The sequence below is a fragment of the Actinomadura sp. 7K534 genome (assembly GCF_004348575.1).
Classification (GTDB): domain Bacteria; phylum Actinomycetota; class Actinomycetes; order Streptosporangiales; family Streptosporangiaceae; genus Spirillospora; species Spirillospora livida.
The window spans coordinates 24,433-35,703 of sequence record NZ_SMKB01000055.1 but is presented as its reverse complement, the minus strand read 5'-3'; the positions used below and the strand labels follow the sequence as shown (position 1 = coordinate 35,703).

Annotated in this window: 13 protein-coding genes; 4 read left to right on the top strand and 9 right to left on the bottom strand. The window is 74.0% G+C overall.

Annotated features, from left to right (window positions below; genetic code table 11):
- Positions 1 to 280: 280 nt before the first annotated feature.
- The 3 genes from E1266_RS14055 to E1266_RS14045 form a co-directional block, all read right to left on the bottom strand.
- Positions 281 to 1,204 (bottom strand): helix-turn-helix domain-containing GNAT family N-acetyltransferase, encoded by a 924-nt coding sequence (locus E1266_RS14055; RefSeq protein WP_132046917.1) that lies wholly within the window; start codon positions 1,202 to 1,204, stop codon positions 281 to 283.
- A 76-nt stretch (positions 1,205 to 1,280) separates the two neighbouring features.
- A complete protein-coding gene (locus tag E1266_RS14050; protein WP_243718404.1) occupies positions 1,281 to 1,592 on the bottom strand; it encodes a DUF3817 domain-containing protein in 312 nt (103 codons plus the stop codon).
- A gap of 64 nt (positions 1,593 to 1,656) precedes the next feature.
- On the bottom strand, positions 1,657 to 2,013 hold the full coding sequence (locus E1266_RS14045) for a hypothetical protein (protein WP_132046913.1): 357 nt from the start codon (positions 2,011 to 2,013) through the stop codon (positions 1,657 to 1,659).
- A 115-nt stretch (positions 2,014 to 2,128) separates the two neighbouring features.
- On the opposite strand from E1266_RS14045, the gene E1266_RS14040 reads away from it, so the two are divergent.
- From E1266_RS14040 to E1266_RS14025, 4 genes are all read left to right on the top strand, one after another.
- On the top strand, positions 2,129 to 3,517 hold the full coding sequence (locus E1266_RS14040) for an SWIM zinc finger family protein (RefSeq protein WP_132046911.1): 1,389 nt from the start codon (positions 2,129 to 2,131) through the stop codon (positions 3,515 to 3,517).
- Positions 3,514 to 6,174, top strand: a complete 2,661-nt coding sequence (locus E1266_RS14035; RefSeq protein ID WP_132046909.1) for a DUF6493 family protein — start codon at positions 3,514 to 3,516, stop codon at positions 6,172 to 6,174. The genes E1266_RS14040 and E1266_RS14035 overlap by 4 nt, the downstream gene beginning before the upstream one ends.
- 73 nt (positions 6,175 to 6,247) lie before the next feature.
- Complete coding sequence (locus E1266_RS14030) at positions 6,248 to 6,790, top strand: methylated-DNA--[protein]-cysteine S-methyltransferase (protein WP_132046907.1); 543 nt, start codon at positions 6,248 to 6,250, stop codon at positions 6,788 to 6,790.
- A gap of 56 nt (positions 6,791 to 6,846) precedes the next feature.
- The gene (locus tag E1266_RS14025; RefSeq protein ID WP_132046905.1) at positions 6,847 to 7,431 is read left to right on the top strand and encodes a TetR/AcrR family transcriptional regulator; all 585 of its coding nucleotides are present in this window, start codon (positions 6,847 to 6,849) and stop codon (positions 7,429 to 7,431) included.
- Positions 7,432 to 7,456: 25 nt separating this feature from the next.
- On the opposite strand, the gene E1266_RS14020 is transcribed toward E1266_RS14025, so the two are convergent.
- From E1266_RS14020 to E1266_RS14005, 6 genes are all read right to left on the bottom strand, one after another.
- The gene (locus E1266_RS14020) at positions 7,457 to 8,371 is read right to left on the bottom strand and encodes an oxidoreductase (protein ID WP_132046903.1); all 915 of its coding nucleotides are present in this window, start codon (positions 8,369 to 8,371) and stop codon (positions 7,457 to 7,459) included.
- A gap of 140 nt (positions 8,372 to 8,511) precedes the next feature.
- Positions 8,512 to 9,000 (bottom strand): glutathione peroxidase, encoded by a 489-nt coding sequence (locus tag E1266_RS14015; RefSeq protein ID WP_132046901.1) that lies wholly within the window; start codon positions 8,998 to 9,000, stop codon positions 8,512 to 8,514.
- Between the two features lie 88 nt (positions 9,001 to 9,088).
- On the bottom strand, positions 9,089 to 9,244 hold the full coding sequence (locus E1266_RS37995) for a hypothetical protein (RefSeq protein WP_165950176.1): 156 nt from the start codon (positions 9,242 to 9,244) through the stop codon (positions 9,089 to 9,091).
- A gap of 170 nt (positions 9,245 to 9,414) precedes the next feature.
- Complete coding sequence (locus tag E1266_RS37990) at positions 9,415 to 9,573, bottom strand: hypothetical protein (protein WP_165950175.1); 159 nt, start codon at positions 9,571 to 9,573, stop codon at positions 9,415 to 9,417.
- Positions 9,574 to 9,658: 85 nt separating this feature from the next.
- Positions 9,659 to 9,955 (bottom strand): hypothetical protein, encoded by a 297-nt coding sequence (locus E1266_RS14010; protein WP_132046899.1) that lies wholly within the window; start codon positions 9,953 to 9,955, stop codon positions 9,659 to 9,661.
- A 58-nt stretch (positions 9,956 to 10,013) separates the two neighbouring features.
- Entirely contained in the window at positions 10,014 to 11,195 is a 1,182-nt protein-coding gene (locus E1266_RS14005) for an LCP family protein (protein WP_132046897.1), read from the bottom strand.
- Positions 11,196 to 11,271 lie beyond the last annotated feature (76 nt).

Genomic DNA, 11,271 nt, shown 5'->3' with positions numbered 1-11,271 from the left:
GGCGTCCCCCACCGGCCGGGCCGGCGGCATCACCCGAGCCGTGCCGCCGGTCCGGCCCCGGACACCGGGGCGCCGCGCAGGCGCCCTCCCCCAGAGGCCGGGCGGGCACGCCGTCCGGCGCGAGACGGGAGGAGGTGGGAAGCAGCCCCCAGACGAACCGGCATTCGGCCGATGAACACCCCAGGCGGCCGGAACTCCGTCCGACCCCCGTCCCGGCCGCCGGCGCAGTCGCAGCAGGGATGACTGCGGAACCGGGCCCGTGAAGCGCCACGGGCCCGGTTCACAGCCGTTTGCGCCAGACCTGCCCGTGGATCACGTCGCCGAAGCGCTCGACCGGCGGCTCCTCCGCTTCCAGGACGAACCCCGCCCGCTCGTAGATGCGGTGCGCCGGACGCTGCAGCGCCGTCGTCCACAGCATGATCTCCGAGTACCCCGTCTCGGCGGCGAAGCGGACGCACTCGCCGACCAGCGCGGCGCCGATGCCCATGCCGCGGGCGTCCGGCTCGACGTGCAGCAGCCGGAGCTGCGCGACGTCGTCGGTGCGGCGGACGCAGAACACCCCGCCCACCCGCTCCCCGCCCGACTCGGCGATCCACGCGTTCTCCCGCCGCGGGTCGTGGTCCCGCACGTAGTCCGCGACGACGGACGCGACGAGGGCCTCGTAGCTCCGGTCCCAGCCGCACTCCAGGTGGTAGAGGGCGCCGTTGCGCTCCACCATCCAGCCGAGGTCGCCGGGGCGCAGCGGGCGCAGGACGAAGCCGTCCCCGCCGGGCCGGTCGCCGAGCACGTCCTCGATGGAGCGCATCGCGGCGAGCAGCCGGCTCCGGTCACCCGCGGAGAGGCCGTCCAGCAGGCCGCGGATCTCGGCGACGGACCGCTCGTCGAGCATCGCGAACACCTCCCGGCCGCGCGGGGTGAGCCGGGCGATCTGCCGGCGGGCGTCGTCCGGCGCGCGCTCCCGCTCGACCAGCCCGTCGGTCTCGAACCGGGCCAGCAGCCGGCTGAGATAGCCGGGGTCGAGGTCCAGCGCGCGGCGCAGCGCGAGGACCTCGGTCTCGCTCCGCTGCGCCAGCTCGAAGATCACCCGTGCTTCGGTGAGGGAGTACGGCGTCCGGACGAGCCCCTCCCCGAGCACGCCGATCACCCCGGTGTAGAACCGGTTGAACGACCGGACCGTGCCCACGTCCCCCTCGGCCACCGCCATGGCCGCCTCCTAATGTTTGACTCAGTCAAACATTAGTCGAGGAGACGGCCCGCATCCAGTGCCCGGAAAGGCCCGATCAGGCGCGCGCCGGGGCCTCCGCACCGCCCAGCGCCCGCGCCTCCTGCACGATCCGGCGCTCCACGAAGAAGGTCATCAGCGGCACGACGCCGCCGAGCACGATCAGCACCATCCGGCTCAGCGGCCAGCCGGTGCGCCGCCACAGGTCGTAGGCGGCCACCAGGTAGACCATGTAGAAGAAGCCGTGGATGGGCGAGACGACGGCCACCATCCCCGGCATGTCGGTCGGCCCGTACTTCAGCACCATGCCGATCGTCAGCAGCACGAGCAGCGTGCCGACCACCATGGCCAGGATCCGGTACCTGGTCACCGCGCCTTCCACAGATCACACCTTTCGTCGGCGGCCCGCCCGGGACGGTCCCGGCGCGGCCGGGTCAGCGGCGTCCGCCGCCCTGCGAGTTGAGCCGCGCGAGGTAGCGGTTGTAGGCGGCGAGTGCGGGGTCCTCGTCCTCCTGCCGCCGGATGATCTCCCGCTTGACCTCGGCCTCCGCGGGCTCCTCGATCACCTTGGGGGCCGGGGCGGCGCCCTTGCGCTCGTCGCGGATCATCTTGACCCACATGACGACCACGAACAGGGCGAAGATCGGCCACTCGAAGGTGTAGGCCCAGCTGCGGTCGTTGCCGCTCTGGGCGCGGTCGAACTGCCACCAGCCGAAGGCGAGGAACGCGCCGCACAGCACGATCGCCAGAGTGTGCAGCGCGAGCCAGCCCGGGGTGAAGAACCGTCGCACGTCACCGAGCCTACCCCCGCTCCGGCCGGGGCCGGCCACGACCCCGGCCGACGCCCCTACGGCCGGTCTCTCCGTTCCGACATGATTTGTCGGCGGCCGCCTCTACCTTCACCGCATGGCGAGCAGCACAGCGGCGGCAGGGGCCGCACAGTCGTACACCTACACGCGGCCGTCCGGGCTGGACGGGGGGCTCCTCGGCCTCTCCACCTCCGGCGGGACGACGAGCGGCGGGCCGCGGGCGCACCCGCACTTCTTCAGCGGCGTCCTCACCCGGCCCGCGCCGGCCGCGGCGGCGCTGCTCGGGCTGGCGGACGTCGCGCGGACCCGGTACTTCCAGCCGCGGCCGACCGCCTTCCGCGACCCGGTCGTCACGTGCAACGGCGACCGGCTGCGGCTGGAGTCGTTCTCCGCGTGCGGCGGCGTGTACGCCCGGCTGGACGTGCTGGAGGCCGCGATGGACGGCGAGGTGCACGACCGGGGCACGACCAACGTGGACGTGAACGGCCCGCTGCGCGAGGCCCTCGCCCGCGTGGGCGGCTCCGATCCACTGCACCTGGCGGTCGGCGCCGACGAACTGGCCGTGACCACGATGGACGGCGCGGTCGTGGAGAAGAAGGTGCCGCTGCCCGACCGGTGGCTCCGGGGTTTCGCCGAGGTCCAGGTGATCACGGCCGGGTTCGATCCGCGCGGCGAGCTGGCCGCGGCGGACGCCGTGCGCTTCCTGCGCTCGCTGCCCCGCGCGCCGCGCGGCGCGCTGTGGGCCGTGCCCGCGGGGCGGACGCTGCGGCTCACCTCCCGCCCGTCCCCCGGCGCGGTGTGCCTGGCCGGTCCCGACCGCCTGCGGACGATGCTGCCGCTGCTCCGCTTCGCCACGGCGCTGCGCGTCTACGGGCCGCCCGCCGGCGCGCAGAGCGGGCCGATGTCGAGCGTCTGGGAACTGGAGCTGCCCGGGATGCGGTACGTCCTGACGCTGTCGCCCGAGCACGGGCGGGGCTTCTCCGGGGAGGGCGCCGTGCTGGACGCCCTCTCCACCGACGAGGCCGCGGCGGACGCCGACCTGATCGGCGCGCTGCTGTCCTTCGAGCCGCGGGTCGACCCCGACCTGCTCGCCGAGCGCTCCGGCCTCACCCCGGCCAGGACGAAGGCGGCGCTGACCCAGCTGGGCACGTCCGGCCGCGTCGGTTTCGACACCGCCGAAGCCGCGTACTTCCACCGGGAGCTCCCCTACGACCCGGCGCGGGTCGCCGACCTCAACCCGCGGCTGCGCGCGGCGCGGGCGCTCGCGGAGGCCGGGGCCGTGCGGCTCGCGTCCGGCGACACGGCGGTCGTGCTGAGCAACGAGCAGGAGCGCAGGGTCCGCTTCATGGAGGGGCAGGCGACGTGCACGTGCCCGTGGTGGTACGACCATCGCGGGGAACGGGGGCCGTGCAAGCACGTCCTCGCCGCGGGCATCGTCCGCCGCGAGGCCGGCGCGGCCGCCGCAGGGGCGGAGGTCGCCCGATGAGCGCGTGGGACGACGTGCGAAAGGCGATCGACGCGGGTGACCGGGAGCAGACGGTCCGCGCCGTCACCGCGCTGGACGAGCCGGGACGGCGCGAGGTGGCCAAGGAGCTGCCGGGCGCGCTGAAGGCGATGCGGTCCGGCTCCCGTTTCGGGTTCCTGGGCTGGGAGGCGCAGGAGCCGCTGCTGCTGGCCGGGGCGGGCACGATCGGCGGCCCGGCGGCCGCGGCCGCCTGGCTGTGCCGGCGGGAGCTGCGGCTCTGGTGGGCGGAGGACGGGTTCGCCGGCCTCTGCGCGGCGCTGTGCGCGGTGACGGCCGGCCGCCCGGACGCGTGGCGCGCGGAGGTCGGCCGCCGCGTCGCCGCCCGGCTGCGCGTCTCCGGGGACACGTGGTTCCTGTGGCATCTCTCGGCGGCCCTGACCAGGTCCGCCGGTGCGCCGCCCCCGGAGTCGGACGGGTTCGTCGCAGGCTGGGCGGCCGAGGGCGGCCGCCCGGGCGAACTGTCCGGGGATCCGTTCCTGGACCCGCTCCTCCCCAGGCTCTTCGAGGTGGACGGGGTGGGCGCCCTCCTCGCCGAGGACGCGACCCGGTCGGACGAGGCCACCTGGACCGAGCGGACGTGGATCGGCGTCCTGGTGTCCCTCGCCCGCGACGGTCGGATCGAGCGGGAGCCGCTCCTCGACGGGTGCGTCGGCCGGTTCCTCCGCGGCGGGAGGCCGCATGAGCTGCGCTGGTTCGTCCGCCTGCACAACGGGCTGGAGCCCACGGCCGACGAGGCCGTCGCCCGCGTGCGGGACTACGTCCGGCTGCTGCCCGTCGCGCCCTCGACCGTCGCCGACCTTGCGCTGCGGACGGTCCGCCGGGCCGACGACCTGGGCGCGCTCGACGCCGCGCTCTTCGAAGAGGCGGTGGGGGCGCTGCTGTTCCGTCCCGAGCGCAAGTTCCTGCGCGGCGCGCTGACCTGGCTGGACCGGACGGCCCGCAAGCGCGACCGAGTCGACGCCACGGTCACCGCGCTCACCGCGGCCTTCGGCTCCGAGGCCCTCGACCTGCGGGAGCGCGCCGTCAAGATCGCGGTCAAGCACGCCGCGCAGGTGGGCGAGCCCGCCCGCGCGGAGGTCCGCGACGCGGCCGCCGTCCTCCCAGCCGAGCTCCGCGCGGCGATCGCCGGCGCGTTCGGCGGGGCCGCCGCCCCGGCGGAACCCGACCCTGTCCCGGAGCCGCCGCCCTTCGTCCCGCGTGAGTGGCCCGCTCCGATCGGCTCGCTCGCCGAACTCGCCGAGGAGTTCACCGTCCACATGCGCGCCGTCCAGGAGTGGCGGTCCGTCGAGCGGTTCCTCGCCGCGCTGGTCGAGTTCGCCTACGCCGACTCCGCCGCGGTCCGCGAGGCCCTGCGCGGTCCCGTCTCCGACATCGCGCCGTGGCTCGCCGCGCCCGAGGCCGACCGGCACACCCGCGCCTGGATCGGGAACGGCTGGGTCCAGTCCGCCGTCCGCAGCCTGTTCGCCCCCGACTCGGGCCGGTCGCCGGGGTCCAGGCTCCGCGCCGCGTTCCAGAGCTGGGACGAAGAGCCCGCGGGCACCCGCATACCGCTGATGGAGCGCTTCCTCCTCTGGCGGATGCGCGAGATCGGGTCCGCCCTGGGCAGGGTGCCGCTGCTGCTCGCGACTCCGACCGAGGGCGGCGGCCACATCGCCGCGGACGTCCTGCTGGACCGGCTCGAACGGCTGGCGGACGCCGGGGCCGAGCCGGCGCGGTCCGACCTGCTGCAGGCGCTGCTCCGCCTGCCCCGGGAGACCGACCCGTCCGCCGCGGTCCGCGCGAAAACGCTGACGTCCAAGGCCGGGCGGACCGCGGCAGCCTGGCTCGCCCGGGGCGGCCTCGGCGACCCGGCCGTGGAGTGCGAACTCGGCAAGGCGGAGCCGACGCCCGGCAACTGGCGGCGCGTTATCGCGAACCGCCTGGCGATCCGTGTCTCGTCCACGCCGGACGAGACCGCGGACCCGGACATCGCCTACCTGTGCACCCTTCCCGAGGGGAACCGGACGTACTTCCCGCCGCTGCGCTACGACGGGCTCGGCGGCTTCTGGCCGTCCGTCCTGCCGTCGCACCGCGAGGTCGCCGCCGCCCACATCCTCCCCCACATCGCGGCAACCGCCGACTACGACTGGGGGCTGGGCCCCGTCATGCACGACCTGGCGGAGGCGGACGGCCCCGCGGGCCCCGCGACCGCGACGCTCCTCGCCCTCGCGCTGACGAGCCCGCACGACCGGGTGGGCGCCGACGCCGTCGGGGCGTTCCTGGTCCTCAGCGCCCAGGGCGCCCTCCCCGCGGCTGAGACCGGCACGGCCCTCGGCGGGCTCGCCGTCCTCGACGGCGTCCCCTTGCCGCGCATCGTGCGGGCCCTGACCGAGGCGGCCGACGCCGGTGCGGGCGCCAGTGTCTGGGCGACGCTCGCCGCCGCCCTGCCGCACCTCCTCCCCGGCCCCGGCGAGTCCGCCGCGGCCGGCGCCCCGGCCCTGCTCACCCTGGCTACCCGCGCGGCCGAGGCCACGGGGGCGAAGGGGGTGATCCCGGCCGTCGCGGACGTGGCCGCCCGGGGCGGTTCGACCCGCCTGGTCACGGAGGCCGCCCGCCTCCATCGGACGCTTGCAACGTGATGGCGGCCCTTGGTGTTGACCCATGCGAGGGTATTGACCCCGTGGGACGCTGGAGACCCTGGAAGGAGCGAGCATGACCGAGACACTCGCGTTCGGCACGGTCGAGACCGTGCTCGGCCGCCTGCTCGTCGCCGAGACCGAGGCGGGGATCGTGTCGCTGCACTTCCGCGACACGCCCGCGAACCGCGCCCGCACCGCGAAGGCCGCGGGCCTGCCCGTGGTGGAGGCCCCGGGGCGGCTGGCGCCGGTCCTGTCCGGCCTCCGCGACTACTTCGCGGGCGATCTGAAGGACTTCGAGGTCCCGATCGACTGGCGCCTCACCTCCGACGTCCAGCGGCAGGTGCTGGGGACGCTGTACGAATCGGTCCGGTACGGGCAGGTCGTCACCTACGGCGAGCTCGGCGACCGCAGCGGCACGGGCCTCCACGCGCAGGTCATCGGGCAGGTGATGGGGTCGAACCCGATCCCGCTGATCGTCCCCTGCCACCGGGTGGTCGCCTCGAACGGCCTCGGCGGCTACAGCGGCGGCTCCGGGGTCGAGGTGAAGCGCTGGCTCCTCACCCTGGAGGGCGCGATCCCGGCCACCCTCGACTGGGACATCACGCGCGCGCCCTGACGGCGCCGGGAAACGGCGGCTTACCCGGGCGCGGCCGGGAATCGTAGGATGGCGGCGTGCCGAAGATCAGTGAGGCGACCGTCGCGGAGCACCGGGCGCGGCAGTTGCGGACGCTGCTCGACGCGGCGCGCGCGCTGGTCGCCGAGGAGGGCATCGAGGCGCTGTCGCTGGCGGAGCTGGCGCGGCGCGTCGGGCTGTCGCGGCCGAGCCTGTACGAGTACTTCCGGTCGAAGGACGACCTCGTCGCGGCGATCGTCGAGGCCGAGCTGCCCCGGTGGGCGTCCCTCGTCGAGGAGGCGCTGCAGGGCCCCGGCGACCTGGAGGGCAAGGTCGGGGCCTACATCCGCGTGCAGCTCGGGGTGATGACCGACGGGCGGCACGCCGCCGCGGTCGCGCTGGCCGAGCACGCGCTCGCGGAACCGGCCCTCGAACGCATCCGGACGGGCCACGCGCAGCTGCTGCGGCCGCTCGTCGCCGCCCTGGAGGAGGCCGGCGTCGCCGGCGCCGAGCTGCGCGCCGAGCTGATCCAGGGGATGGTCGACGCGGCGGCGCGGCTCGCGCAGCGGGCACCGGGCGACGCCGAGGCCATCGTCGCGGCGACGCTGGCCCAGGCGACGCGGGGGCTGCGCCAGGCGCCTTAGGAAGCGGGCGCCCTAGGGAGGCGCCCTAGGAGGCGGCGGCCGCGTAGGCGACGCCGGTGAGGGTCTCGGAGACGTCCCAGAGCCGCTCGGCCTGCCCCGGGCGGTTCGCCTGCGGGGGCGTGACCACTTCGGTGGGGGCCCCCCGGTACTGGAGGATGCGGGGGCCGTAGCAGGCGCCTCCGTGGACGTCCGGGGCCGTGGCAGCGTAGAGGGACGGCAGGGCGCCCGCGGCGGCGGACTGGGCGATCACGGCGTTGCCGATGCCGGCGGCCTTCTCCATGAGCGTGCTGCCCTGCATCCGGGGGCCGGTCTGCTGGAGGTTGGTGGCGGCGTAGCCGGGGTGCGCGGCGAGGCTGGCCACCTCGGAGACGCGCCGGTCCAGCTCTCGCGCGAAGACCAGGTTGGCGAGCTTGGACTGGGCGTAGGCGGACCACTTGCGGTAGCGGCGCTCGCTCTGCAGGTCGTCGAAGTCCAGCCGCCCGGACCACGCGAACGCCGAGGTGACCGTGACCACGCGGGGGGCCGGGGCGGAGCGCAGCGCGGGCAGCAGGAGCCCGGTGAGGGCGAAGTGCCCGAGGTGGTTGGTGCCGAACTGCATCTCGAAGCCGTCGGCGGTCGTGCGGTGCGGGATGGCCATCACCCCGGCGTTGTTGACCAGGAGGTCGACGGGCGTTTCGCCGTACCGGGCCGCGAACGCGCGGACCGACGCCAGGTCGGCGAGGTCGAGGGACGCGAGGACGAGGTCGGCGTCCGGCGCGGCGACCCGGATCCGGTCGAAGGCCGCCTGGCCGCGCTCGGCGCTGCGGCACGCCAGCACGACGGACGCGCCGTGCCGGGCGAGCTGCAGCGCGGTGTGGTAGCCGAGGCCGCTGTTGGCCCCGGTGACGATCGCCCGCCGGCCCCGCAGATCGGGGATGTCGCCTGCCGTCCACCCGCGCATCGGGCACCTCCACGTCATATCGCGACTTCACCGCGGCTACACAAGTTAGACGTGTTCTCGAATAGCGGACAACCCGACGGCGATGTGGCGCGATTCACACACCGCCGGACGCGCCCTCCGGACGGAGGGCGCGCCGGTTCTCAGGACGGGAGGTTCTCCTCGATGGCGGCGACGACCTCGGCCGCCTCGGGCTCGGCCTGGGGCGCGAAGCGCGCCGCGACCGAGCCGTCGGGGGCGACCAGGAACTTCTCGAAGTTCCAGCGGATGTCGCCGGTGTGGCCCTCGGCGTCGGGGGTGCCGACGAGGTCCCGGTAGAGCGGGTGGCGCCCGTCGCCGTTGACCTCGACCTTCTCGGTCATCGGGAACGTGACCCCGTAGGTCGCCGAGCAGAACTCGGCGATCTCGTCCGCGGTGCCGGGCTCCTGCCCCATGAACTGGTTGCAGGGCACCCCGAGGACGGTGAAGCCGCGTTCCGCGTACCTCTCCTGCAGCCGCTCCAGGCCGGAGTACTGCGGGGTGAGGCCGCACTTGGAGGCGACGTTGACAATGAGCACGGCCTTGCCCCGGTACTGGCCGAGGTCCGCGGGTCCGCCCCGCAGGCCGTCGATCTCTACGTCGAAGACAGACATGAGGCCGATCCTAGGAGATCACCCCCCGTGACCGGCCACGTCCTCGATCGTCCGGCCGCCGCCGGACGGGTCCGGCGGCGGCGCGGCCTCAGGTGCCCAAGGCGTTCACGAACGCCGCGAGCTGACTGCCCGCCTCGCCGAGCTGGCTGAATGCGTTGTTGACCACGTTGGCCGCGTCCGTGGGCGAACTCAGCAAGTAGAAGATGACGAACGCGATCGCCACATAGCGGAGGTTCTTCTTCATCCGTACGCCGTCCCTGGTTGTAGCGCAGCGACACAACTGACCCGATCCAATTGTGCCCAGGCGCGTCTGCCCGCAAAGCGCGATTTTACTGTGACGCCGAGGCAACCGCTTGGTGGCCGCGCACGAAGAAGCCCCGCACCGCGCGGGGTACGGGGCCAGGGAGCCGGCCGTCAGCTCGGGATGGCGCTCATGAACTGCGACAACGACTCGGCGGCGGTACCGAGCCCGCCCAGGGCGTTGTTGACGAGTCTCGCCGCGCCCTCGGGTCTGCTGATGACGTACCACACCCCGAACGCGATGCCGGCGATCTTCATGTGCTTCTTGTTCACTGCAACCACCCTCTGCGGTCAGATGACTACGGAGAGTGTTTCCCAGTGCCGCCCCATCAGAGATCAACGGCACGCAAAGAGACGGTCAGGTCCCGTTGGCGTGCTCGGCGAGGTACCGGATGTAGAGCGGGCGGAGCGCGTCCGCCAGCTCCCCCTCGCCCGCGTGCGTGAACTCCTCCAGCAGCGACAGGCCGTGCACCATGTCGAACTGGGCGCGGCCGACCTCGCCCAGGGACGCCGCCGCCGCGGGGATCGCGCGCAGCAGCTCCCAGAGGAAGCCGACGTCGCGCCGCTCCTTCGCCAGGGCCATCGCGCGCTCGTACAGCTCCTTGGACGGCAGCCCGTCCAGCTCGGCGGCCCCGCCGGGCGTCACGTCGGACATGCTCCGACTCTAACCGCGCCGGTGCCGTCCTGGCGCGCGCCCGTCCTCCGGAGCGCGCTCACTTCTTCTGGATGACGTCCTGCGGGATCGCCTGGTCCTGCTTGAGCGCCTCGAAGAGCCTGGTCGCCTTGGCCCTGTCCCAGGTGATGTACGAGCCGACGCCCGCCGCGCTGCCGCCGCCGCCGATCGGAACCGTCGTCGACACGCCGTCACCGCCGCTGACGCCCTTCATCGCCCACATCATGCGGACCAGGTGGTGCAGGTGGTCGCCGTCGTCCACGAGGAAGTTGCTGGTGGAGTTCATCGCGAGCGGGATGCTCCGGAACGGGTTGAGCATCGTCCCCGGGCTGGCCGCCTTCTTCATCAGCGCGCCGAAGAACTGCTGCTGGTTCTCCACCCGCTGGAGGTCGGCGCGGGCGTAGGCGCGCGTCCGCACGTAGCCGAGCGCCTGGGCGCCGTCCAGCGTCTGGCAGCCGGCCTTGAGGTTCAGCCCCGCCTTCGGGTCCTTGATGTCCTCCTTGACGCACATGTCCACGCCGCCGACGGCGTCGACCACGCCGACGAAGCCGCCGAAGCCGATCTCGGCGTAGTGGTCGATGCGGATCCCGGTGGCCTCCTCGACGGTCTGGACGAGCAGCTTGGGCCCGCCGAACGCGAACGCCGCGTTCAGCTTGTTGCGGCCCTTGCCGGGGATCGGGACGTAGGAGTCGCGCGGGAGGCTGATGAGGGACGTCCCGCCGGAGCCGTAGTGCAGCAGCATCATCGAGTCGGTGCGCCGTCCCGACGCGAAACCGGTCTTCAGCTTGCGCTGCTCGGCCTTCGACAGGCCCTCGCGGCTGTCGGAGCCGACGATCAGCCAGTTCGTCCCGGGGGTGTCGGCGACCCGGCCGGGGTAGTCGACGAGCACCGACTCGCGCTTCAGCCGCGAGTCGAGGTAGAAGTAGCCGCCGACGAGGACCAGCAGCAGCACGACCACGATGGCGCCGAACACCCGGCCGCCGCGGCGGCGCCTGCGGCGCCGGGGCGGGGCCCCGCCGTACGCGTCGCCCTGGTCGTACCGGCCTCCGCCGCGCAGCTGGTCGCCGGCGTACGGGTCGTCGTACGGATCGTAGGGGTCCCCGCGCCGTTCCCGCCCGTAGGCCGCGGGCTGGTGGTGCTCCGCCCGAACGGAGTGGTGCCTGCTGCGAGCCACGCGTTCGCCCTCCTTGCGCGTCCAGCCCTCCGGCCGGCCGTCGGTCATGCCGTAGACCTTAGACTTCCAGCGCGTTCCCCGCGTCCTTCTCCTGCATGATTGTCCGCTGGTACAAATCACCGCT